A 21,789-nucleotide genomic window follows, 5' to 3' on the forward strand; every position below is an offset into this window, starting at 1 on the left:
CCCTCAATTAACGTTACCTGTCGTCCCTGCGCCCTAGAAGCCGCATTTGCGGGTATAGCTTTTGTCGCGTGTCTTCGCGCTGAACCCCTTGAGCCCGACGGTAACGCTGAAATCCGTCGATGGGGTCAGAATAACGGAGGAAGTGAAGCGACGCGAGACCGAAAGATCAATCTCGACACATTCATTGCGATATTGCAGGCCCATGCCCGCTTCGGCAGCTGTTTTGGAGACCACATCATAGCGAACATTGGCGCTTCCGGTCCAGTGACGCGACAGCCGGTAGAGCCCGTCAACGGACCATTCCGATACCGTTGAGGCGCGGTCTTCGGCAGGGTCGGCGCCAAGCCAGACATAGCTGGCGCCGACCGCCAGTTTGGGGCTTTGCCAACCGGCGCGGGCTTCGCCCTTGGCGAGATCGAACTGGGCGTCGAAAAGCGCCCGCGCGGTCAGCGACAACCCGTTCTGCGAATGCATCTGACCGGCAACCAGCAAATCCGATGTCGTTCCGCGCAAGCCGGAGGTGGCGGTGAAATTGTTGTCGGCGGTTGTGCGGGTGACCTGGCCGAATGTCAGGCTGGATTGCAGGCCCTTGGGACCGTAGCGGGTCCAACTGACGCCATAGGCCGTAACCAGACCGCGTTCGCGGCGGTCGGTGGCGGGAAATCGTGACAGCGACATCAGGTTGCCTTCGTCAAACTCGACCCGGGTGCTTTCGTCATTGGCGACGTTGGAATTGCTGCCGCCGGACCAGGCCAGTTGTACCATCGGCTCGACGATGTGGGTAGCACCGCCAGGGGTGATGCGGGACCAGGGCCAGCGCAGCGATATGGCGGCCATTGGTGTGACCTGGGTGGCGCTGGCGGGGCGGGTGATGTCGTCACCGGTGTAGAAGCTGTCGATGGCAACCCCGGCCTGAAACCCGAGACGTAAACCCGGCCCGACAGTCCAGGTGTTGAGCCACAGGGCCTGGGCTTCGAGCTGGGTGACATCGCGCCCATCGACCACTGCGCCCGAGATCGGATCGACATCTGGGCCGTCGACCCCGAGGCTGGAGGAGCGGAAATGCGAATGTGCGCCGGCGGAAACCCGGAATTCGCCTCCGAAGCGCGGGAAAAAGCGTCGTTCATAGGTGAAATCACCGATGACCGACGGCATGGTTGATTGGCTCTCGTTCACCCGCAAGGTGTGGTAATGGGTCAGCGCCGCTCGGATATATTCATCGCGGCGCACGCGGGTGACGGCGATTTCGCTGTCGAGCCGGTCCTTATCGGAAAAGTCGTAGGCCAGCAGGTAGGATTTGTCGGTGGCCAGCTCGAGATCGAAGCTGAGCTTGAATCCACGTTTGAGATCGAACAGACCCCAGCCGAAAATGTAGCCGCGATACTCGTCAGTGGTCAGGTCATCGTCGCTGATCGCGCCTTCAAAGGTGATCCGGCCAGTACGGAAGGCCTGGCGATAGCGCAGCTCCAGGGTTTTGGTGTTGGGCGACAGGTAAGGCGTGATGGTCAGGTCGCGGTGATCGCCCAAGCGGATGAAATACGGAATCTTGATGCCGGTACCGAGATCGGAATTGCCGCGCAGCTTGGGGATCAGGAAACCGGTGGCGCGATCCAGCGTGGGGTCGGGCAGGCGCAGGCGCGGCAGGTAGAAGATGGGCACGTCCAGAACGCGAAGCTGAGCATCCTCGAAATAAAGCTGGCGCTCGACCTGGTCATGGATCACCTTGCGCGCGCGGATCTGCCAGAGCGGCGGGCGATTGTCGTTGCAAACCCGGCAGGCGGTGACCGAGGCCTTGTACATCTGGGTGTAGCGCCCGTTCACCCGGTTGAGCTGATGGGCGGCAAGCTGCACCTGCTGGTTCAGCACCATGCGCGCACCGGTCAACAGCGCGTTGTGAAACTGTGGGTCCATCTGGGCCTGGTTGGCGAGCACAAGCACATCCTGGCCCTGCTGGATGGTGATCGGGCCTTCGATCACAAGCTGGTCGGCGGTGCGGTCATAGGTAATGCGGCGGGCCTTGATACGGGTGTCGCCATGCAGCGCCTCGACATTGCCGGTGGCGACAAGCGTTGTCTTGCCCTGCAAGAAGACCTGGTCGGCCACGAGCACGGCCGCGCCCGAAGGCGGCGGGGTCGGCGTTTGGGTCTGTGCCGCCCCGGGTGATGCAAGCAGCAGCACGCAGATCAGGGCCACGGTGATGGTCCAAAACGGCACGACGAGGGCGAGGAAAACGCGGGTCATCCGTCCTCCGTGTGCAATAAGAGCCCCATGCCCAGCATGGCGGCGGCCATGGGAGGCGCCCAGGCGGCCAGAAAAACCGGTATCTGGCCGTTTTCCCCCAGAATCTGGGCAAAGTTACGGATATAGTAGAGGCCAAAGCCCAGCAGCAGAGAGACAAGCACTGCGACCCCGATCCCGCCGGCGCGTACATGGCGCATGGTGAAGGCGGCACCGATCAGCACCATCGCCACCAGGAAAAGCGGCCGGGCCAGCTCCATCTGCAACCAGACAAGGTGGCGGCGCGCCGAGAAGCCGGCCTGTTCCAGCTGCGAGATGAACCGCGGCAGATCCCACACCGAGATTGCGTTGGGCTTGCCGAAACTGTCGCGGATACGGTCCTGGGTCAGCGTCGAAGGAAGCTCCATACGGTCATGAATTTGTGCCGCCGCTTCGGGGTTGGCGCCGCCCGCCAGCGGCCAGGTTTTGGCGTCGCGCAACAGCCAGGCGCCATCGGTCAGTTCGGCTTCTTCCGCTTCGATCCGGGTAACCGGGCCACCGCCCGGTGCATAGCTGAGGAAGGTCACGTCATAGAGCACTGTAGCGTGCGGGTTGGCCGAGGTGGCACGGATCACGGTCTGGCCCTCGGGACCGCCCTGGCGCAGCCACAAGCCTTCGGACGAGATCGACAGCACGTCGTCGCTGCCGGTTTTGTACCCTTGGAACAGCTCGTGATAGCGTTTCGAAGTGGCGGCGACGATCGGGTTCATCATGGTGACGGCCAGCCCGCCGATGATCAGCGCCACCATCACCGGTGCCAAGAGTGCCCTGAGCCCCGACCGGCCGACGGCGCGCACCACCACAAGTTCGGAACTGCGCGCGAGGCTGACGAACAACGCGACGGTGGACAGGATCATCACCAGCGGCAGGATTTGGTTGATGCTTTCCGGTGTGCCCAGAAGCGTCAGGCCGATGATATCGGCCATGCTGGCCTCGGTTCCGTCAAGACGGCGGACCTGTTCGATCAGATCGATCAGCGCCTGCAGCAGGAAGAAGACGGTGAGCAGGCCAAGGAAGATCCAGAGGAACCGGCGGGCGAAATAGAGATGCAGTTTCATGTCACACCTCCGGCCATCTGGGGCGAGCGGCGTGGGCCTTTGCTCTGACGCGACCGCCCGGACCAGGCCAGAAGCGTGCTTGCGACACCAAGGCCGAGCAATGCTGGCAGGTAGATCATTGGCCACAGGTCGGGGTTTGCGCGCACCGGCTCTGTAACCATGCCTTCGATAAGCTTGAGCAGAACCAGAACGATGACGGCGGCGACGATCTGCCGCCAGACGCCGAACCGGCTGAACCCGCCCACCAGAAGCATGGCAAAGCCGATCAGCGCGGCGGCGATGCTGAACAGGGGCTGGCTGAACCTTTGATGCAGGATTTCGGCAATGGCGCCCGGAGCGGTGGCTTTCGCCCGCACGGCGATCCCTTGGGGATCGTTGATTAACTCGCGGGTAAAGGCGTGGGTTTCGTGATAGACGCTTGCCGCACCCGGGTCGATCAGGGAGCTGATGTCATAGGAGAAATCCGAGAAATGCGTGGTGAAAAGCCGGCCGGATTTGCGAACGAAGGTCTGTGACAACCCATCGACCATCACCAGTTTCGAGGTTTCGCCATCGCGCACAACATAGGCCGTGGTGGCGGTATGGATCTGGCTTTCACCCGGGTCGCGCCGGTCCGAGAGGAACACGTCTTCGAGCGCACCTTCCGGCGTGATTTCGCGAATGTAAAAGGTCACGCCCTCGGACGGGTGCAGAAAGGTGCCCTCGGTCAGAAGCTTGGCGGTGATGTTGCGCGACACTTCGATCCGGCGCTCGGCGAATTGCGACAGGGATGCGGGGACCAGGTAATGCGCCAGGACCGACAGCATCAGCGCTACGATCAGCCCGAATACCAGGACCGGCCGCGCCAGCCGCCAGGGGGAAAACCCGGTGGCCTGCATCACCGTCAGCTCGCTTTCCGAACTGAGCCGATTGGTGACATAGACCGCTGCGGCAAACCCGGCCACGGGCAACACCATCTGGATCACGCCAGGCAGCAGAAGGGCGGTGAATTCGGCAAAGACAAAGGCAGTTTGACCATCGCCGATCAAGGCATCGAACAGCTTGACCGCGCGATTGATCCAATAGACCAACACCAGCACCAGCGAGAAGAACCCGAACAGCACCAGGAGTTGCGACAGTATGTACCTGTCGAATCTGGCCAAACCTGTTTCCCCCTAGGCTGCACGACAACAAGATGTTGCGGGCAACCTACTGCAAACGGGCAGGGAGGGTAAACTGCTAAAGCACCGGGGCGGACGGTCCTGCCCGGCCTTTTGGGCAAAGCGTTGCCGAGAGGCGAAGGTGGCACTTTGGGCGGCAGGTCCGGCGCCTGGCGCGGGTTGGCGCCATACCGCCACGAATGCCGAGTTGCACGAAAGGGGAGAAACCGCTTAGGAAGTGGCGAGGGAAACGCGCCGGGTGGGCGCGACAGGAAAACAGGGAGCGCGCCATGGGCACGATTTTGCAATTCAGTTTTGCCGAGACCGATCTGGACAGGATCGCCGAGGCCACCGGACGGGTGGCTATCACGGTGGATGCGGCGGGGCGCATGAACCCAGCGGCGCGGCGGGTCAATCGCCTGACCAAAGGGGCGTTGAAACGCATGGTCGAGAGCAAGGCATGGTCCAAGGTCAAACCCGGTCAATTGTGCAGCCTGGCCTATCCTGCTGGACTGGCCGCCGAGGCGGTGGATGTGGTCAAACTCGACCGGACCGCGCCGGTGATTGAGGCCCGCAAAGCGGGCGCAGCGCTGGCCAAGGCGCTGGGCAAGGCCGAGCTTTTGTTGATGCTGGGCAATCTGGTGCGGGGCCACGAGGTGGCGGCCGGGCTGGCACTGCGCGCCTATGGGTTCGAAACGCACAAGACCGCCGAGGCCGAGGCCACAGGTGCGGTCCAGGTGATGAGCGCCAAGCCCGATGAGATGAAAGCGGCCTGTGCCGCGCCCCTGGCGGTCGCCGAGGGGGTGCATTTCACCCGAGACCTGACCAATGAACCGGCCAACCACCTGACCACGACAAGTTTTGCCGAGCGGCTGGTGGAGATGCAAAAGCTGGGCCTCAAGGTCGAGGTGCTGGACGAGGATGAGCTGCAAAAGCTTGGCATGGCCAGCCTGCTCTCGGTCGGCCATGGCAGCGACAGCCCGTCGAAAGTTGTTGTCATGCAATGGCTTGGCGGCAAGAAGGGCGATGCGCCGCTGGCCCTGATCGGCAAGGGGGTGGTGTTTGATACCGGCGGGATTTCCCTGAAACCCGCCGCCGGTATGGAAGACATGACCATGGATATGGGCGGGGCCGGGGTCGTGGCAGGCGTGATGAAGACGCTGGCGTTGCGCGGGTCCAAGGCCAATGTCGTCGGTCTTGTCGGGCTGGTGGAAAACATGCCCTCGGCGCGGGCGACCCGGCCAGGCGACGTGGTGGCCTCGATGAAGGGCGACACGATCGAGGTGATCAACACCGATGCCGAGGGACGTTTGGTGCTGTGCGACGTGATGTGGTACGCGCAGGAACGGTTCCAGCCGGTGGGCATGGTCGACCTGGCGACTCTCACGGGGGCGATCATCATCGGGCTGGGGCACGAGAATGCCGGGGTGTTCTCGAATGACGATGCCTTCTGCAAGGATTTCCTCAAGGCGGCGGAGGCCGAGGGCGAGGGCGCCTGGCGGATGCCGCTGGGCCAGGCCTATGACGACATGCTGAAATCGCGTATTGCCGATATGAAGAATGTTGGCGGGCGGCCCGCCGGGTCGGTGACGGCGGCGCAGTTTCTGAAACGCTTCGTCAAGGACGAGACGCCTTGGGTTCACCTGGATATTGCCGGGGTGGCCTCGGTCAAGGCGGAGACCACCTACGCGCCGAAGGGGGCGACCGGTTGGGGGGTGATGGCGCTCAACCGGATGGTGGCGGATCACTACGAAAGCTAGAGTACGCTTATGGGCGAGGTTTTCTTTTATCACCTGACTCGGCGACCGCTTGAGGCGGTCCTGCCCGACCTGCTGGAACGCTCTCGCGGGCGGGGGTGGAAAGTATTGGTGCGGGGCCGCGATGCGGGCCGGATGGAATGGCTTGATCAGAAACTGTGGCTGGGCCCGGAAGAAAGCTTCCTGGCCCATGGCATAGCTGGCGGTGAACATGATGTGCTGCAACCGGTGCTGTTGAGTGCCGGGTCCGAAAATGGCAATGGCGCGGAATGCCTGATGGCCGTGGACGGCGCCGAGGTCAGTGCCGAGGAAGTTGACGCACTGGATCGGGTTTGCATCCTGTTTGATGGCAATGACCCCGATGCCGTGGCCCAAGCCCGGACGCAGTGGAAGGGGCTGACCGACGCAGGGTGCGCCGCGCAATACTGGTCCGAGGAAAGCGGGCGCTGGGAGATGAAGGCGCAGGCGGGGGGATGATTTTCAGACCCTGTTTCTGGCGTCGCTGTCGGAGCCTCCGGCGGGGATATTTGGGGCAAGAGGAAGTAACGGAGTATTAACCTTTTTTCCCAAAGGATGTACTCACGGTACAGGCGGGGACGCCGATGACCGTGCAAGGGGAAGGCTTACGTCTTTTCTTGGGGGGGAAGCGCCAGTTTCCCCTCTTCCTCTTGCTTGAAGTATCCCGGGGGTCTGGGGGCTGGCCCCCAGCCTTGCCCGCTTCACACACCCAGACGGTCGCGCAGGGCATACCATGTCATCGCTAGTGTCAGCAGAGGTGAGCGCATGGTCGGGCCGCCCGGGAAGGGGCGGCAGGGGATGCGGGCCATGGTGTCAAAGCCCGAGGCGTCACCCTGGATCGCTCGGGCCATCAGCATACCGGCATGGGTGGCGGTGCCAACTCCATGGCCGGAGTAGCCCGAGGCCGAAAGGATGTTCTGACCAACCCGCGCAAGGTAGGGCAGGCGGCGCATTGTGATCGCCAGCGTGCCGCCCCAGGTATAGTCGAACGGGATGTCAGCGAGATGCGGAAACATGTCGGCCATGGGTTTGCGCACCGTACGGTCGATGTCGGGGAACCGGTAGCCATAGGATTCACCGCCGCCGAAAAGCAGGCGTTTGTCGGCGCTGAGGCGGAAATAATTGATCACGAACTTGGTGTCGGCGACGGCGACATCCTGCGCCAGCACGCGAACGGCATCGTCGCCCAGGGGTGGGGTGGCGGCGATGAAATTGTTGATCGGCATCACCCGCGCCGCGACTTTGCGGTTCAACCCTCCGAGATAGCCGTTGGCAGCAAGGATCACGTGTTTAGCCTTGATCTTGCCGCCGTCGGTCCAGACCTCGTTCGGCTGACCCGAGAGACCTTCCTTGACCTGGTGCACATGAGAGCGCTCGTAGATGCGTGCCCCGGCTGCATGAGCGGCGCGGGCAAGACCGAGGGCGAAGTTCAGCGGATGCAGGTGGCCCGCACCCATGTCGAGCGAACCGCCAACGTATCTCGGTGAGGGGCAGACGGCCTGCATGTCCGTGTGATCAAGCGGGGTAATCTTGTTGTAGCCATACACCGTTTGCAGATGTTCGACATAGCCATGCTCATGCGCCACCTCGCGGGCGTTGAACCCGGCATGAGCGATACCCGGTTTCAGGTCGCAATCGATCTTGTGCCGCGCGACGAGCGATTTGACCAGGTCCTTGGAGTCCTCTGCCAGTTGCCAGAGATGGCGGGCGTCATCGGTGCCCATGAGCTTTTCAATGAAGGTTTGCTCCTGGCGCTGGCCCGAGCCCAGATGCCCGCCATTGCGGCCCGAGGCGCCGAAGCCGATGCGGTGGGCATCCAGAAGCGCAACGTCGAGCCCAGCCTCGGCCAGGTGCAGTGCCGCCGAGAGGCCGGTGAAGCCTGCGCCGATGATGGCGACATCTGCCGTCGTCGCGCCCTTGAGCGATGGGTGACGGGGCGCGTCGTGGGCGGTGGCGGCATACCAGCTGTCCGGGTGCTCACCACGTTTGTCGTTTGAAAACAGAAGGTTCATACGTTCAACAGCAGGTGTTCGCGTTCCCAGGGCGAGATCACGTGAAGGAACTCTTCATACTCGCTGCGTTTGACGATGGAGTAGACCCGGGCAAATTCGCGGCCGAGCACCTCGTGCAGGTCGGTGGCCTCGTCAAACAGGTCGAGAGAGGCGCCGAGCTCGCGCGGGAAGGCGTCTTCGCCAGCATAGGCTTCGCCCTTGCGCTGTTTGTCGGGGCGTTCCTGTTCGATCAGGCCGAGATAACCGCAGGCAAGGCTGGCGGCGATGCCGAGATAGGGGTTGCAGTCCATGCCCGCCAGCCGGTTTTCAACCCGCCGCGCCGCAGGCGGCGAGAGCGGCACGCGCAGGCCCGCAGTGCGGTTGTCGCGGGCCCATTCCAGGTTGACCGGAGCGGAATGGTCGCGGACATAGCGGCGGAACGAGTTCACATAGGGCGCGATGACGGCGATCGCGCTTGGGAAATGGTTCTGCAGCCCGCCGATGAAGTGGAAAAACGCATCGGTTTCACCACCTTGCGGGCCGGAGAACAGGTTCTGGCCGGATTCGATGTCGATCACCGAATGGTGGATATGCATGGCCGAGCCGGGCTCTTCGGCGATGGGTTTGGCCATGAAGGTGGCATAGCAGTCGTGACGCAGGGCGGCCTCGCGGATGAGGCGCTTGAAATAGAACACCTCGTCGGCAAGTTTCACCGGGTCGCCGTGGCGCAGGTTGATTTCAAGCTGACCGGCGCCACCTTCCTGGGTGATGCCGTCGATCTCGAAGCCTTGTGCTTCGGCAAAGTCGTAGATGTCGTCGATCACCGGGCCAAATTCGTCGACCGCGGTCATGGAATAGGCCTGGCGGGCGGCGGCGGGGCGGCCCGACCGGCCCATCATCGGTTCGATTTTCTTGGCGGGATCGAGATTGCGGGCAACGAGGTAGAATTCCATCTCGGGGGCAACGACCGGCTCCCAGCCCTTGGTGCGGTAGAGTTCAACCACGCGTTTCAAAACGTTGCGGGGCGCGCTTTGCACCGGCTCGCCGTTGCGATCATAGGCGTCGTGGATCACCTGCAGCGTCCAGTCGGCGGTCCAGGGCGCGGCGCTGGCCGTGTCCATGTCGGGTTTGAGGACCATGTCGCGTTCGATGAAGCCCTCGTCCCCTGCGGCTTCGCCCCAGCCGCCGGTGATGGTCTGGAAGAAGATCGAATCCGGCAGGTGGAAATAGTCCTGGCGGGCGAATTTCGAAGCCGGGACCGCCTTGCCCCGTGCAATGCCGGGCAGGTCAGCGATGATGCATTCAACCTCGTCCAGGCGATGGCCTTCGAGATAGTCCTGGGCAGGCTGCGGCAGCGAGGTAAGCCAGTTTTTCGGGTGAGTTTTCATGAGGGTGCTCGTTGGTTGAAGAATGTGGTCATCATAGAGGCAAATGTGCCGCTGTCATCGGGGCCAGCTGCGTCAATCTTGTCTTGCGCTGCGCGGAGCAGTTCGTTGGGCACCACGCCTCGGCCGCGCTTGTCGATCAGATCGGCGACGAAGGAAGCCGTAAACTCGGGGTGGGGTTGGATCGTGAGAATGTTGTCGCCAATCACCAGCGCGGCGTTGGCGCAGAAATCGTTCGAGCCGATGACCTGTGTGTTGGGCGGCAGTTCGGTGATCTGGTCCTGATGCCAGGCGTTTAAGGTCATGGTGCTGCCGTCGATTTCGTATTGCTGCTGGCCGATGGCCCAGCCGCCCGAGAATTTCTCGACCTTGCCACCGAGCGCCTGGGCGATGATCTGGTGGCCGAAGCAGACTCCGATCAGGGGTTTGCCGGAGACGGAGATCTGACGCACCAGTTCTTCGAGCGGCGCAATCCAGTCGTGGTCTTCATAGACGCCATGGCGCGAGCCGGTGATCAGCCAGCCGTCGCAGGTATCGGCGCTTTCCGGGAAGATGCCATCGAGCACGGCGTAGGTATCGAACTGGTACCCTTGACCGGCCAGAAGCCTGGCAAACATTTCGTCGTAATCCCCCGATTGGGAGATCAGCATGTCAGGGGCGCGGCCGGTTTGCAGGATGCCGATTTTCATGGGTGTCGCTCTGGGTTTTGATCAAATTGAAGGGTTCGAGTGGCGCGATCAGACGGTTTCGAGATAGACCTTCCAGCGATCTTCCACTGGCAGGGCGTCGATGCGGCGGATTTCCTGGCGCTTGGTGTAACATAGGTTGCGGATCACTTCGCCTGGCAGGATGCGGGCCATGAATGGATCGGTTTCGAACGCGGTAAGGGCCGACTGCCAGTCTGGTGCCAGTTGCGGCAGGTCTTGGTCATAGGCATTGCCGGTGATCGGTGCGGGTGGGGTGGCACCGTCCTCGATTCCCGCCAGCGCGGCGCCGAGGATGGCGGCGAGCGTCAGGTAGGGGTTGATGTCGCCGCCCGAGACACGGTGTTCGATACGACGGGCCACCGGGGCACCGCCAGGAATGCGGACAAGGGCGGTGCGGTTGTCATAGGCCCAGGAGATACCGGTCGGGGCATGGGCACCGGGCACCAGCCGGTCATAGGAATTGGCGTGCGGGGCAAAGAGCAGGGTCGAGCCGTGGGCGGCGTTTAGACAGCCGGCGACCGCCTGTTGCAGCAGCGGTGTACCCGTGTCGGTTCCATCGTTGAAGACATTGTTGCCGTCGGCATCGAGCACCGAGAAATGCACATGCATGCCGTTGCCTGCGTCATCGCCAAAGGGTTTGGCCATGAAGGTGGCAGCCATGCCGTGACGCCGCGCCAGCCCTTTGACAAGCGTCTTGAAAAGCCATGCGTTGTCGGCGGCACGCATGGCGTCGGCGTGTAGGATGTCAATTTCGTATTGGCCGAGACCGGCCTCGGAAATGGTACTTTGGGCAGGGATGTCCATCAGCGCGCAGGCATCGTAAAGCGCCGTGAAGAAGCCATCAAATGCATCAAGCTGGCGCATCGACAGAATGGCATGCGAATTGATACGCCGGTTCGAGAGCGGGTTGATCGGCGGGGTGAGCGCCTCGTCGCTGTCATCGACGAGGTAGAATTCCATCTCAGTGGCAGCCTGAACAGTCCAGCCACGCGCCTGGTAGCGGGCAAGCACGGCGCCGAGCGCATGGCGCGGGTCCCCTTCGTAAGAGGTGCCGTCATCGTGGTAGAGGGACATGGGCACCATGGCCGAGGGGTTTTCCAACCAGGGCATCGGAACGGGGCCGCGTTCGGTAGGCAGGGCCATGCCGTCGGCATCGCCGCTTTCGAACACCAGCGGGCTGTCTTCGATATCGCTGCCCCAGATATCGACATTGAGCACCGAGTAAGGCAGGCGCACGCCGCCCTGGTCGAGCTTGGAAGCCGAAATGGCGGGCAGGCGTTTGCCGCGCATCTGGCCGTTGAGGTCACAGGCGACGGCGCGGAAGGTTTGCAGATGGTTGAGGTCCATGGGGGCTCTCATTGGGGGTCTCGTTCTGAATTTGATCAAATTATCGACGGGAGCGAACTGAATGTCCAGCAGTTTCCGTTGGCGCGGGCGGATTCGATCGCCGCCCTCGGGCGTCTCCCGCCCATAAAAGGTGGGGTGTTGCGACTTGTGTCGGGAACGCCCACCCCCGACGCGCTCGGGTGGCAATAGGGGTATTCTGGTTAACAGGTTGTGGGCGTGGCGTTGCTGCGCTGTTGAGTATTTGGGCAAAGAAAGAGGGCAAGAGTGCGAGGCATCAGCGGGTCAGGGTCAGGGCACCGTCGGTGATTTCGATCTTGGTGTAGCGCTGCAGGTAGCTCATGCCCAGGAGCGAGCCATCCATTTCACCTTCGTTGACGAAAGCGCGCAGGCCGCTGTCGCGGATATCGCCGATGGCGAAGTCATCCAGGCGGACGGGGGCGGTGCGGACTTCGCCGTTGGCGGTGAAGGCGCGGCCGATATAGGCAAGGTTGGCGGTGTCGATCCCGGCGGCGCGGGCGTCGGCGTCGGTGAGCACGATCTGGGTGGCACCGGTGTCGACGGTAAAGCGGATTGGGGCACCGTTGACCATGGCGGTGACGTAGTAGTGGCCGTCGCGAGCGCGCGGCAGTTCGATCCGGCCCTGGTCGGCAAACACCGATTGCTGCGGCGTGATGGCGCCCGAGATGTCATCCCAGAGCGCCACGACAGCCATGGCGCCGGCAAAGATCAGCGCCCAGGCGAGGGCCTGTTGGGTGAGTTTGCCTAGCGAAACACGGTTCTGGGTGATGAACCAACCTGCAATGGCACAGAGCAGCAGGACGAGATAGACGAGGCTGGCGGGATCGTTTTGCATGGGATTGATATAGGGGCCCTAGGTGCCGCCTGCAATTCCGCCGGCGAATCCGAATGCGGCGAGACCGTCGAGGATGAATTGCACCGCAAGGGCGGCGAGCAGCATGCCGAGAAGCCGGGTGGCGATGTTGATGCCAGTTTTGCCCAAGGCGCGTTCGAGAAGGCCCGAGGCGAGAAAGAAAACGAAGACCACGAGAAGGACGGCGGCGGCGACGCCAAGGATGGCGACGAGACCGAACACGTCGTCCTGTCCACCGGCCAGAAGAATCACCGTTGCGATCGAGCCGGGACCTGCGATGAGGGGCAGCGAGAGGGGGAAGACGGAAGGATCCGGGGCCTCGGCCGCACCACCTTCAGCTTGATCCTCGCGCCGCTGGGTGCGGCGCTCAAAGAGCATGTCGAGAGCGGTGAGAAAAAGCAGCGCGCCGCCGGCAACGCGGAAGGCGGGCATGGAAATACCGACAAAGCCAAGCACCGCCTCACCGAAGATGGTGAAGGCAGCGAGAATGGCGAAGGCGATGAGACAGGCGCGCAGCGCAATGGCTCGGCGGGCGCGGGTTTCGGTTCCGTGGGTGAGGGTGACGAAAAGCGGAGTCAGGCCAATCGGGTCGATCACCACGAAGAGCGTTGTGAAGGCGGTGATGAGGAAGGCGCTGTCCATGGTAGAGTGCTAGGGGGTTATAGCGAGGCTGGCAAGGTGCTCGTAGGTCCCGAAGTCCCGTCCCGCCTATGCCTGCGCGGTTTCGAGCTTTTCCAGCGCAGACATCCAGAGCCCCTCTGCACGGTCCAACCCGTCCATGATTTCGGCGTATTTCTTTTGCCAAACGGCGGCCTCTGCGGGGTTGTCGTAAAGCTCGGGTGCGGCCAGTTTTGTGGCAAGCTTGTCGCGCATTTCATTCAGTTTATCAACACGTTCTTCGCATTTCCTCACCTCGCTGCGCAGAGCGAGCAGGGCATCTCGGGAGGGCCGCTTGGGTTTGGGCTGTTTCGGTTTTTCCGCGGTTTTTCCGGCGCGCTTTTCCGGCGTGAGCAGCATCTGGCGATAGCTTTCCAGATCGCCATCATATGGGGCAACTTGACCGTCTTTGACCAGCCAGAGGCGGTCGGCAACCAGGGAAAGAAGGTGCATATCGTGGCTGACCAGGATCACGGCACCGGAATAGGCGGTGAGGGCTTCGACCAGCGCCTCGCGGGACTCGATATCGAGGTGGTTGGTGGGTTCGTCGAGGATCAGGAGGTGCGGTGCGTCGATGGTGGCGAGCATCAGCGACAGGCGCGCCTTCTGGCCGCCGGAGAGTGAGCCGACAAGGGTGTCGGCCTGTTCGGCACCGATGCCGAAGCCACCGAGGCGGGCGCGTAGACGGGCCGGGGTTTCAGAGGGGCGCAGGCGGCGGATATGATCAAGCGGGGTTTCGTCGATGTGCAGCTCGTCAACCTGGTGCTGGGCGAAATAGCCGACGCGCAGTTTCGACGAGGTGGTCATGCGCCCCTGAATAAGATCAAGTCTGCCGGACAAGAGTTTGGAAAGAGTGGATTTTCCTTCACCATTGCGGCCCAGGAGAGCGATGCGGTCGTCCTGGTCGATACGCAGGTCGAGGCGCGAGAGCACCGGCGTGCCATCATAGCCGACATTGCCCATCTCGACCCGGATAATCGGCGGTGAAAGCTTTTCGGGTTCGGGGAAGGTAAATGCGCGCAATGCGGCCTCTTGCGGGGCAGTGATAGGTTTCATCCGCGCCAGCGCCTTCAATCTTGATTGCGCCTGCTTGGCCTTGTCAGCCTTGTAGCGGAAGCGGTCGACGTAAGACTGCAGGTGGGCGCGGCGGGCTTCCTGTTTCTTGGCTTCGGCCTCTTGCGCCAGAAGGCGGGCAGCGCGGGTTTCGGCGAAGCTGTCGTAATTACCCTGGTAGAAGGTCAGTTTACGGTCTTCCAGATGCAGGATGCCGCCAACGGCGCGATTGAGAAGGCCCCGGTCGTGGGAGACGATCAGCACCGTGTGAGGGTATTTCGCCAGGTAGCTTTCAAGCCAGAGCGCGCCTTCGAGGTCGAGATAGTTGGTCGGTTCATCGAGCAAGAGCAAATCGGGGGCAGAGAACAGCACGGCAGCCAGCGCAACGCGCATGCGCCAACCGCCGGAAAAGGCGCTGCACGGCATGTGCATTTCGCCAGCGGTGAAGCCCAGGCCGCGCAGGATCGACGAGGCGCGGGCCTCGGCGCCCCAGGCGTCGATATCGGCCAGCCGGGTCTGAATCTCGGCGATGCGGGTGGGGTCTTCGGTGTCTTCAGAGAGAAGGGCGGCCCGTTCTGTGTCGGCGGCAAGCACGGTATCGAGGAGGCTGACCTCATTGCCGGGGACTTCTTGCGCAACACCGCCGATACGGGCGCGGACCGGCAAGGAGATGTCGCCGGTTTCCAGCGCCAACTCGCCCCGGATCAGGCGAAAGAGGGTGGTTTTGCCGGTGCCATTGCGACCGACAAGACCGACCTTGTGGCCGGTGGGAATGGTGGCCGAGGCGTGCTCGATCAGGGGGCGCCCTGCCACGGAGTAGGATATGTCGTCGAGCCTGAGCATGAGGGCGTGGGTGCCAGAGGGGGCGGGGGGTGTCAATGCACCGGATTGGTTCACGAGGGAGGACGGTTGGGGCGGGTTTTCGAATTGCTTTCGCAATCCGACCGGCCGGGGGCCAGCCGCCCCCAGATCCCCGGAATGTTTTCGGTCAGATGACGCGGGAAGGGCTTGGGATTGGTCGGCACGTGGTCTGGGGTCACAGATCTTGCGGGAAAACTTCTGCCGTCACGTATCGTCTTGTGGTCAGGGCGTCCCGGCGTTACCGCTTGACCATTCACATGTGAACGGATGCCCCATGGCCCCCGCGAAATCCCCTCCGAAGATGCTGACGCTGGTGCTTCTGACCTCGCTTAGTGTCTTGTCGCTCAATATGTTCCTGCCGTCGCTCAAGCAGATCGCGGCGGAATATGGCGTGGAATACGGGGTCGTGTCGCTGGCCTTGGGCGGCTATCTGGCGATGTCGGCGCTGTTGCAGATGATTCTGGGGCCGCTGAGCGACATGATCGGGCGCAGGCCGGTGATGCTGGCGGGAATCGGGGTGTTCGCCATTGCCTCGGTGGGCTGCGCGCTGGCCGAGAATGTCTGGGTCTTCCTGGGGTTTCGCATGGTGCAATGCCTGGTGGGCGTTGGCATGGTTCTGAGCCGCGCAGTGGTGCGCGACATTGCCCCCAAGGAAGAGGCGGCGCGTCTGTTGGGGATCATGGGGACGGCGATGGCGCTGGCGCCGCTTCTTGGGCCGGTTTTCGGCGGCTACCTGGACGAGTGGCTCGGCTGGCGCTCGACCTTCTGGTTCTTTGCCGTCGGCGGTGTGGCGCTTTTGGTGCTGACCTGGGTCGATATGGGGGAGACCAACCAGAACCCGTCGGACAGTTTCGGCGCGCAGTTCCGGTCCTACCCGGAGCTGTTTCGCGAGCGGCTGTTCTGGGCCTATTGCGTGCTGTTGGTGTTTTCGGTCGGCGGGTTCTACGTCTTTCTCGGCGGGGCACCACAGGTGGGGGAGGAGGCCTACGGTCTGACGCCGGGCTTGTTAGGGCTTGGCATGGGGTCGATTTCAGGGGGCTTCATGCTGGGCAATATCATCAGCACGCGGATGACCCGGTCTTGGGGGATCGTGAAGCTGATGACCCTGGGTCGGATTGTCGGGACCGTGGGGCCACTGGTGGCGCTGCTCTTGACCTTGGCAGGACTATCGCATCCGTTTGTGATGTTTGGCGGGGCGATTTTCATCGGCTTCGGCAACGGGTTAACCCTGCCGGGAGCAAATGCCGGGGTGATGTCGGTGGCGCCGCATCTGGCCGGGTCGGCCTCGGGGCTGAGCGGTGCGCTGACCCTGGCAGGAGGGGCGGCCATTTCGACGCTGGTGGGGGCGTTGGTGGCGGGTAGTTTCGGGGTTTACGTGCTGCTGACGGCGATGGTGATCACCTCGGCAATTGGGTTGGCGGCGGCGATTTACGTGGGCCGGTTGGAGGCGCAGCGTCCCGAGCTGTAAAAGGGGCCGCGAATGCCCACTTTTCAAAGGTGTCAACGCGTGGTAGCAGGGCGCCAAATCACTGACACAACTGCAAACAGGAGCCCCTATCATGGCACTCGAACGCACTTTCTCGATCATCAAACCCGATGCAACCAAACGCAACCTGACCGGCAAGATCGCCGGCATGCTGGAAGAGGGCGGCCTGCGCATCGTTGCCTCCAAGCGTATCCAGCTGACCCTCGCCCAGGCGCAGCAGTTTTACGGCGTGCATGCCGAGCGCCCGTTCTTTGGCGAACTGTGCGAATTCATGATTTCCGAGCCGATCGTCGTGCAGGTTCTGGAAGGTGAAAACGCCATCGCGCGCAACCGCGAAATCATGGGCGCCACCAACCCGGCAGAGGCTGATGAGGGCACCATCCGCAAGACCTTCGCCCTGTCGATCGGCGAAAACTCGGTTCACGGCTCGGACGGGCCGGACACTGCAAAAGAAGAGATCGCGTTTTTCTTCTCGGGTCTGGAACTGGTGGGCTAAACTGCCCCGGGTTTTGCAACCCCTTGAAACTAAAGGCCTCCCGAAAGTGTTCGGGAGGCCTTTTTCTATCGCCGTTCAGCGTTTGCGCGGTGTTCCTTGAGACGTTCTTCCATCTCAGCCGCGCGGCGTTCGGCCTCTTCGGCCTCCTGCTCGGCTTCGTGGAGTGCGTAGGCTTCGCGACCGGCTTCGACGGTTTTCAAGACCGCGGTGCTGGCCGCGCCGGTCAATGCCCCGACGCCGGCTCCGGCCAGCGACTTGCTGACACGCCCGCCAATGGTCGCGCCGGCAACGGCGCTTTTGAACGTATCTGCTGCGTGTTCCTCAAGGCTTTCCTTGACCGTTTTGGGTGGTTTTTCCGACATCTGCTTTCTCCCGTTCGGGGGCATGGCCAGAGGCGGTGCCCCTGTTGAGACGCGCGCAAAGGCACTATATCACAGGTTGAGAGTTTCCCCTATTGGGGATGTCCTGACTTGAAAAATCCCTTAATACGTGTTATAAAGTACGTATGGTAACCAATTGAAATTGGGAGATTTCCATGGCTGATGAATTTGAAGAACAAATCCGCAAAGCAGAAGAAAAGCAACAACGCCAACGTGACCGTGACGCCTTTGAGCGCGGCAAGGCGCGGCGCAAGGCCGATCACGACAATCCTGCCAATGACGGCTCGCCGGGCAAGGATGGCTATGGTTCGATGACCGGTAGCGAAAAAGAGGCGTACAAACGCGGCTTCCGCGGCGAGAAAAAGTGACCTACAGGGCGATCCGGCTGAGCGCCGGATCGCCACCCGGTGCGCCGGGATTGATTTGAATTCCAAATGATGAAGAGGAGGCGTCCATGTCGGATTTCATGCGCGCGTTTCTTGGTTTGCATGTTGGTGACGAGTTCGAACCTGGGCAGACGATTTATGCACTGTGCGGAGCGGTACCCCTGCCAGGGTGGCCCGAAGAGCTTCCGCCGGAGGTCTTGAATCCACTGATCAACGCGGCGGATACCAGTGCGACTGCCGTCCTGATGGTCACGGATGACTATGTGATGCATGTCGTCGACGAAGCCATGACACGGCTGATGAAATCCTTTGTGTTCGAATATGCGCCGATCCCGAGAGCCATTAGTGATTTGTGGTCGGGGCTGATCGACGACGAGGACAACATCATGCGATGGCCACGCAGCGAGATCGTCGAGGCGGGCACCTACCGGTACGATTACGAGGCCAGCAGTTTCTTTGGCACCAAGACCATTCCGCTTTTCTATCACGTGATCCGGGACAGCACCGGCTATTACTACTTGTTCCTGCAACAGAACCTGCGCGGTGCCGAACAAAAGGCCGAACAGATGGGCACGCAGCTCAATCTGATCGCAGCATAGGGGAACGACCATGCAGGCACAGGATTTTTCGGGTTTTACCGCTGATCTGCCGCGGCTGTTCAGAATTCCGACACTTGCAGTGGGAGTGGTTCTGCTGAGCTACGGGATGGGGTCGCCCATTGTCGGCGGCCAGTATCCGTCACCGGACGAGTCGCTTGTCATGGGGGCGGGGCTTGGCCTGCTTGGGCTGCACGGACTTGTCACCAACGTAAAGCGGGTTGGGATTCTGCGCCGGCTGCTGAGTTATTTCAGCGGTGCAGCAGGAGGTGTGTTGAGCTTTAACATCGCGCAGATGATGGGCGTGTTCTAGCGTTGATGTGGCTTGGTTAGCTGGCGCTGGGCGGTTCGATGACGCCGATCTGGTTGAGGAGCGCCTCTAGGTCGGAGCGACCCTTGTCATGCCGTTCGGCTTTCAGAGCGTCGAACTTGCGGCGCAGGGCCGCCTTTTCCGCGCCCTTGCAATCGTTCCACGGGCGACCTTGAAGCCCCATGACCAACACGTAATATCCGATGAAATGCGGCCGGTGGCCATTTTCGAGAAGGCGGCCATAGGCGGCATCGGCGCCCAGGGCGCGCAGTTCGTCCGCAGTGTGGATGCCAACGCGGGCAAAGGCGGTCTCCATTGCGGGACCGAGATTACGGATCGATGAGATGGGCGCGCTCATGCGCCCGATCTTAAGCGGATCGGCGGCTCAGAGCGAGGCGTAATCGGTGATGATCGGTTTGGGTTTCGGTGTTGTGGACGCGGCGGGTTTCGGCGTGGGTTCCGATTTGGGGGCGATACCCGCGGGTTTCGGTGCGGGGGCGGGTTTGGGCGGTTTCGACGTTGCCATGACTGGCTCCTTTACCTCGATGAAAAGGCGCCTTGCCGGCCTCGCGCCGGTGGCGCTTTTGTTGGTATTGCTGGAACCCTTGCACGGAAATCTGCCGCTTTGGTGCCGGTTTGATGCCGGGATCAGGGAAAAATGCGGGCGCTGTGACCGTTGGGACTCGGGTCATGGTAAATTCGTGCAAATTTTTTCGTCGAAACCGGGGCAACAGGCGCTTGACGCCCCGCGCGACCGGGCATACATACAGCGCCACGCCCGGACCGCAGGTCAGGGTGTCGGCAGTGAGCGGTTGTAGCTCAGATGGTTAGAGTACCGGCCTGTCACGCCGGGGGTCGCGGGTTCGAGCCCCGTCAACCGCGCCACCGCTGCCTGGAAAGAACGCCCTCCTAATTTGGGGGGCGTTTTTCGTTTGCGGGATCAGTTGGGAAGGGCCAGAGGGCGGTCCGAGAAGATCGGCTCCATCGAGAAAAACCCCGTCACGTTGTCCAGTTCGAACCCGGTGATCAACTGGCGGTAGACCCGGTCATATCCTGCCATGCCGTCCGTCACGATTTTCAGCATGTAATCCCAGTCGCCGCCGATCCGATGCAGTTCGACCACTTGCGGGATGCTCTCCACATGGGCGCGGAAGCGGTCGGACCAGTCCATCGAGTGATTGCGGGTCTTGATCATGACAAAGATCGTGAGATCAAGGCCAAGTGCGGCGGCATCAACAACGGCGCGCGTGCCCCTCAGGATGCCGATCTCAGAGAGGCGCTTCATCCGCCGCCAGCAAGCGTTTTGTGATAGTCCAACCTGTTCGGCAACTTCGCGTTGGGACAGGTTCCCATTCCGTTGCAGAAGGTCGATGATGCGATGATCGATTTGATCTATTTTTGCTTTCATTGTTCTATCATATGATAGAAAGTTCATTGAGCAAGGGGTGTAATTGATAATGATTTTGCATCTCTTTGGTGGTCTTTTCAGCATGAGTTTTAAGGAGGCCACACCATGTTCGATGACCAAAACCGCCAGGAAAAAGGTTTTTCCGAGCTTGCGCAGTTCGAGAAAGGGCTTTGTGAGTGCCCAGACCTGCGGGCGTCGTTGAAGGCGGGGCTGGTGGGAGGTAATGCGCAGATCACCGGACGGTTTGGCAAGCGCAAGCTGGTCTATGCCGATTATGTGGCGTCGGGGCGGGCGCTCAGGCAGGTGGAAGAGTTCGTTTTTGAGAACGTGCTGCCTTTCTATGCCAACAGCCATACCGAGGATTCCTATTGTGGTGGCGTCATGACCCGGATGCGTGAAGAGGCACGGCAGGTGATCCTGGAGAAATGCGGCGGCGCGGCGCGTGATCATGCGGTTGTGTTTGCCGGGTCGGGTGCGACGATGGCGCTGAACAAGCTGGTGCATCTTCTGGGACTGCGCGAGGCGCTGGCACGGGGCGAAGAGGTGTTCGTGCTGGTTGGTCCCTACGAGCATCATTCGAACCTGCTGCCCTGGCGCGAAAGCGGTGCACAGGTGATCGAGATCGAAGAAGCAGAAGCAGGTGGTCCCGATCCGGTGCATTTGCAGTCGGTGCTGGACGAGGTGGCGGAACGTGGCCCTGTTGTCGCCGCGTTTTCGGCGGCGTCGAACATAACCGGTATCGGCAGCGATGTGGCGGACCTGACCCGGATCGTGAAGGCTACGGGGGGCAAAGTGGTCTGGGATTTTGCCGGAGGCGGGCCCTATTTGCCGGTTGATATGAGCCTTGAAGGTGTCGAAATCGACGCCGTGGCGCTGTCGCCGCACAAATTCCTCGGAGGACCGGGGGCCTCGGGTGTGCTGATCGTGCGCCGTGATGCGGTGGTGGCGGAACGGCCCAGCGTGCCGGGTGGCGGAACGGTGGCCTTTGTCAACGATCACATGCAGGACTATCTGGCCCGGATCGAGGAGCGGGAAGAGGGCGGCACCCCCAATATCGTTGGAGATATCCGTGCAGCGCTGGTGATGATCGTCAAGGATGCGTTGGGGCAGGACTTCATCACCCGGCGCAATAGCGAACTGACCGAACGCGCAATTGCCGCTTGGGAGGATGTGCCGTCGATCCACCTTCTTGGCGGCCTGCGTCGGGATCGGTTACCGATCTTCAGCTTTGTGGTGGACCCGGTGCCGGGCAAGGGGTTTGACTATCATCTGTTCACCCGTGCGCTGAGCGATCTTTACGGCATCCAGGCACGGGGAGGCTGTGCCTGCGCCGGGCCTTATGTGCATCGGTTATTGCAGATTGATGCGGAACAGTCCGAGGCGCTGCGGGCCGAAATTCTGGCGGGGGATGAGAGCCACAAGCCGGGCTTCGTGCGGTTGAACCTGAGTGTGCTGATGAGCGCCGAGGAGGTGGCATTTGTCCTGTCGTCGGTCAGCGATCTGGCCAATCGGTTTGACGAGGTGGCGAAAGCCTATGCCTGAATGATTGGGGTTCGCGCGTCAGGCCATTCCGGGTTGGTGACTGCGCAATCCGCTATGAGTGGAT

22 protein-coding genes and 1 tRNA gene are annotated in these 21,789 nt (G+C 61.9%); 9 read left to right on the forward strand and 14 right to left on the reverse strand.

What is annotated here, in order from left to right:
* Positions 1–33: 33 nt before the first annotated feature.
* Genes RXV86_RS04095 through lptF form a run of 3 tightly spaced genes read right to left on the reverse strand, consistent with a single transcriptional unit; the run spans position 34 to position 4,477 of the window.
* Complete coding sequence (locus RXV86_RS04095; protein WP_316297678.1) at positions 34–2,241, reverse strand: LPS assembly protein LptD; 2,208 nt, start codon at positions 2,239–2,241, stop codon at positions 34–36.
* The gene (gene lptG / locus RXV86_RS04100) at positions 2,238–3,335 is read right to left on the reverse strand and encodes an LPS export ABC transporter permease LptG (protein WP_316297680.1); all 1,098 of its coding nucleotides are present in this window, start codon (positions 3,333–3,335) and stop codon (positions 2,238–2,240) included. Before lptG ends, RXV86_RS04095 begins: the two co-directional genes overlap by 4 nt.
* Complete coding sequence (gene lptF / locus RXV86_RS04105; RefSeq protein ID WP_316297682.1) at positions 3,332–4,477, reverse strand: LPS export ABC transporter permease LptF; 1,146 nt, start codon at positions 4,475–4,477, stop codon at positions 3,332–3,334. Before lptF ends, lptG begins: the two co-directional genes overlap by 4 nt.
* Positions 4,478–4,764: 287 nt before the next feature.
* Here lptF and RXV86_RS04110 point away from each other — a divergent pair, with 287 nt between their 5' ends.
* The gene (locus tag RXV86_RS04110; RefSeq protein WP_316297684.1) at positions 4,765–6,234 is read left to right on the forward strand and encodes a leucyl aminopeptidase; all 1,470 of its coding nucleotides are present in this window, start codon (positions 4,765–4,767) and stop codon (positions 6,232–6,234) included.
* Between the two features lie 9 nt (positions 6,235–6,243).
* Entirely contained in the window at positions 6,244–6,708 is a 465-nt protein-coding gene (locus tag RXV86_RS04115; RefSeq protein ID WP_316297685.1) for a DNA polymerase III subunit chi, read from the forward strand.
* Positions 6,709–6,950: 242 nt separating this feature from the next.
* Here RXV86_RS04115 and RXV86_RS04120 read toward each other — a convergent pair whose 3' ends face one another.
* From RXV86_RS04120 to RXV86_RS04150, 7 genes are all read right to left on the reverse strand, one after another.
* A complete protein-coding gene (locus RXV86_RS04120; RefSeq protein WP_316297686.1) occupies positions 6,951–8,261 on the reverse strand; it encodes an FAD-binding oxidoreductase in 1,311 nt (436 codons plus the stop codon).
* Positions 8,258–9,628, reverse strand: coding sequence for a glutamine synthetase family protein (locus RXV86_RS04125; RefSeq protein WP_316297688.1), 1,371 nt, complete (start codon positions 9,626–9,628; stop codon positions 8,258–8,260). Before RXV86_RS04125 ends, RXV86_RS04120 begins: the two co-directional genes overlap by 4 nt.
* The gene (locus RXV86_RS04130) at positions 9,625–10,314 is read right to left on the reverse strand and encodes a type 1 glutamine amidotransferase (protein WP_316297690.1); all 690 of its coding nucleotides are present in this window, start codon (positions 10,312–10,314) and stop codon (positions 9,625–9,627) included. Before RXV86_RS04130 ends, RXV86_RS04125 begins: the two co-directional genes overlap by 4 nt.
* A 48-nt stretch (positions 10,315–10,362) precedes the next feature.
* Positions 10,363–11,679 (reverse strand): glutamine synthetase family protein, encoded by a 1,317-nt coding sequence (locus RXV86_RS04135; protein WP_316297692.1) that lies wholly within the window; start codon positions 11,677–11,679, stop codon positions 10,363–10,365.
* 274 nt (positions 11,680–11,953) lie between these two features.
* Entirely contained in the window at positions 11,954–12,532 is a 579-nt protein-coding gene (locus RXV86_RS04140; protein WP_316297693.1) for a TIGR02281 family clan AA aspartic protease, read from the reverse strand.
* A gap of 18 nt (positions 12,533–12,550) precedes the next feature.
* Complete coding sequence (locus RXV86_RS04145) at positions 12,551–13,192, reverse strand: MarC family protein (protein WP_316297694.1); 642 nt, start codon at positions 13,190–13,192, stop codon at positions 12,551–12,553.
* 66 nt (positions 13,193–13,258) lie between these two features.
* Positions 13,259–15,103 (reverse strand): ABC-F family ATP-binding cassette domain-containing protein, encoded by a 1,845-nt coding sequence (locus RXV86_RS04150; protein ID WP_316297695.1) that lies wholly within the window; start codon positions 15,101–15,103, stop codon positions 13,259–13,261.
* A 292-nt stretch (positions 15,104–15,395) separates the two neighbouring features.
* On the opposite strand from RXV86_RS04150, the gene RXV86_RS04155 reads away from it, so the two are divergent.
* Together RXV86_RS04155 and ndk are read left to right on the forward strand one after the other, a co-directional pair.
* The gene (locus RXV86_RS04155) at positions 15,396–16,589 is read left to right on the forward strand and encodes a multidrug effflux MFS transporter (protein WP_316297698.1); all 1,194 of its coding nucleotides are present in this window, start codon (positions 15,396–15,398) and stop codon (positions 16,587–16,589) included.
* Positions 16,590–16,680: 91 nt separating this feature from the next.
* Positions 16,681–17,103 carry a nucleoside-diphosphate kinase gene (gene ndk, locus RXV86_RS04160; protein WP_316297699.1) on the forward strand — a complete coding sequence of 141 codons (423 nt, stop codon included), beginning with the start codon at positions 16,681–16,683 and terminating at the stop codon, positions 17,101–17,103.
* 65 nt (positions 17,104–17,168) lie between these two features.
* On the opposite strand, the gene RXV86_RS04165 is transcribed toward ndk, so the two are convergent.
* Complete coding sequence (locus tag RXV86_RS04165) at positions 17,169–17,465, reverse strand: hypothetical protein (RefSeq protein ID WP_316297700.1); 297 nt, start codon at positions 17,463–17,465, stop codon at positions 17,169–17,171.
* Positions 17,466–17,638: 173 nt separating this feature from the next.
* On the opposite strand from RXV86_RS04165, the gene RXV86_RS04170 reads away from it, so the two are divergent.
* The 3 genes from RXV86_RS04170 (at position 17,639) to RXV86_RS04180 (ending at position 18,778) form a co-directional block, all read left to right on the forward strand.
* Positions 17,639–17,851 carry a hypothetical protein gene (locus tag RXV86_RS04170; RefSeq protein ID WP_316297702.1) on the forward strand — a complete coding sequence of 71 codons (213 nt, stop codon included), beginning with the start codon at positions 17,639–17,641 and terminating at the stop codon, positions 17,849–17,851.
* Between the two features lie 86 nt (positions 17,852–17,937).
* The gene (locus RXV86_RS04175; protein WP_316297704.1) at positions 17,938–18,468 is read left to right on the forward strand and encodes a hypothetical protein; all 531 of its coding nucleotides are present in this window, start codon (positions 17,938–17,940) and stop codon (positions 18,466–18,468) included.
* A 10-nt stretch (positions 18,469–18,478) separates the two neighbouring features.
* On the forward strand, positions 18,479–18,778 hold the full coding sequence (locus RXV86_RS04180; protein ID WP_316297706.1) for a hypothetical protein: 300 nt from the start codon (positions 18,479–18,481) through the stop codon (positions 18,776–18,778).
* A 16-nt stretch (positions 18,779–18,794) separates the two neighbouring features.
* On the opposite strand, the gene RXV86_RS04185 is transcribed toward RXV86_RS04180, so the two are convergent.
* Both RXV86_RS04185 and RXV86_RS04190 read right to left on the reverse strand, forming a co-directional pair.
* On the reverse strand, positions 18,795–19,133 hold the full coding sequence (locus RXV86_RS04185) for a TfoX/Sxy family protein (RefSeq protein ID WP_316297708.1): 339 nt from the start codon (positions 19,131–19,133) through the stop codon (positions 18,795–18,797).
* 27 nt (positions 19,134–19,160) lie between these two features.
* Positions 19,161–19,301 carry a hypothetical protein gene (locus RXV86_RS04190; RefSeq protein ID WP_316297710.1) on the reverse strand — a complete coding sequence of 47 codons (141 nt, stop codon included), beginning with the start codon at positions 19,299–19,301 and terminating at the stop codon, positions 19,161–19,163.
* A 282-nt stretch (positions 19,302–19,583) separates the two neighbouring features.
* Between RXV86_RS04190 and RXV86_RS04195 the strand changes: the two genes are divergently transcribed.
* A tRNA-Asp gene (locus tag RXV86_RS04195) sits at positions 19,584–19,660 on the forward strand.
* Between the two features lie 55 nt (positions 19,661–19,715).
* On the opposite strand, the gene RXV86_RS04200 is transcribed toward RXV86_RS04195, so the two are convergent.
* Positions 19,716–20,183 (reverse strand): Lrp/AsnC family transcriptional regulator, encoded by a 468-nt coding sequence (locus RXV86_RS04200; protein WP_316297712.1) that lies wholly within the window; start codon positions 20,181–20,183, stop codon positions 19,716–19,718.
* 105 nt (positions 20,184–20,288) lie between these two features.
* Here RXV86_RS04200 and RXV86_RS04205 point away from each other — a divergent pair, with 105 nt between their 5' ends.
* Positions 20,289–21,725: an aminotransferase class V-fold PLP-dependent enzyme gene (locus RXV86_RS04205; RefSeq protein WP_316297714.1), complete on the forward strand. Its 1,437-nt coding sequence runs from the start codon at positions 20,289–20,291 to the stop codon at positions 21,723–21,725.
* Positions 21,726–21,789: the final 64 nt, after the last annotated feature.

The organism is Aliisedimentitalea sp. MJ-SS2, from assembly GCF_032586155.1.
Lineage (GTDB): Bacteria > Pseudomonadota > Alphaproteobacteria > Rhodobacterales > Rhodobacteraceae > JAWHTC01.

Coding starts and splice junctions, on each gene's coding strand:
- RXV86_RS04095 (WP_316297678.1), bottom strand. CDS start 2,241: ATGACCCGCGTTTTCCTCGCCCTCGTCGTGCCGTTTTGGACCATCACC.
- lptG (WP_316297680.1), bottom strand. CDS start 3,335: ATGAAACTGCATCTCTATTTCGCCCGCCGGTTCCTCTGGATCTTCCTT.
- RXV86_RS04110 (WP_316297684.1), top strand. CDS start 4,765: ATGGGCACGATTTTGCAATTCAGTTTTGCCGAGACCGATCTGGACAGG.
- RXV86_RS04115 (WP_316297685.1), top strand. CDS start 6,244: ATGGGCGAGGTTTTCTTTTATCACCTGACTCGGCGACCGCTTGAGGCG.
- RXV86_RS04120 (WP_316297686.1), bottom strand. CDS start 8,261: ATGAACCTTCTGTTTTCAAACGACAAACGTGGTGAGCACCCGGACAGC.
- RXV86_RS04125 (WP_316297688.1), bottom strand. CDS start 9,628: ATGAAAACTCACCCGAAAAACTGGCTTACCTCGCTGCCGCAGCCTGCC.
- RXV86_RS04130 (WP_316297690.1), bottom strand. CDS start 10,314: ATGAAAATCGGCATCCTGCAAACCGGCCGCGCCCCTGACATGCTGATC.
- RXV86_RS04135 (WP_316297692.1), bottom strand. CDS start 11,679: ATGGACCTCAACCATCTGCAAACCTTCCGCGCCGTCGCCTGTGACCTC.
- RXV86_RS04140 (WP_316297693.1), bottom strand. CDS start 12,532: ATGCAAAACGATCCCGCCAGCCTCGTCTATCTCGTCCTGCTGCTCTGT.
- RXV86_RS04145 (WP_316297694.1), bottom strand. CDS start 13,192: ATGGACAGCGCCTTCCTCATCACCGCCTTCACAACGCTCTTCGTGGTG.
- RXV86_RS04150 (WP_316297695.1), bottom strand. CDS start 15,103: ATGCTCAGGCTCGACGACATATCCTACTCCGTGGCAGGGCGCCCCCTG.
- RXV86_RS04155 (WP_316297698.1), top strand. CDS start 15,396: ATGGCCCCCGCGAAATCCCCTCCGAAGATGCTGACGCTGGTGCTTCTG.
- ndk (WP_316297699.1), top strand. CDS start 16,681: ATGGCACTCGAACGCACTTTCTCGATCATCAAACCCGATGCAACCAAA.
- RXV86_RS04165 (WP_316297700.1), bottom strand. CDS start 17,465: ATGTCGGAAAAACCACCCAAAACGGTCAAGGAAAGCCTTGAGGAACAC.
- RXV86_RS04170 (WP_316297702.1), top strand. CDS start 17,639: ATGGCTGATGAATTTGAAGAACAAATCCGCAAAGCAGAAGAAAAGCAA.
- RXV86_RS04175 (WP_316297704.1), top strand. CDS start 17,938: ATGTCGGATTTCATGCGCGCGTTTCTTGGTTTGCATGTTGGTGACGAG.
- RXV86_RS04180 (WP_316297706.1), top strand. CDS start 18,479: ATGCAGGCACAGGATTTTTCGGGTTTTACCGCTGATCTGCCGCGGCTG.
- RXV86_RS04185 (WP_316297708.1), bottom strand. CDS start 19,133: ATGAGCGCGCCCATCTCATCGATCCGTAATCTCGGTCCCGCAATGGAG.
- RXV86_RS04190 (WP_316297710.1), bottom strand. CDS start 19,301: ATGGCAACGTCGAAACCGCCCAAACCCGCCCCCGCACCGAAACCCGCG.
- RXV86_RS04200 (WP_316297712.1), bottom strand. CDS start 20,183: ATGAAAGCAAAAATAGATCAAATCGATCATCGCATCATCGACCTTCTG.
- RXV86_RS04205 (WP_316297714.1), top strand. CDS start 20,289: ATGTTCGATGACCAAAACCGCCAGGAAAAAGGTTTTTCCGAGCTTGCG.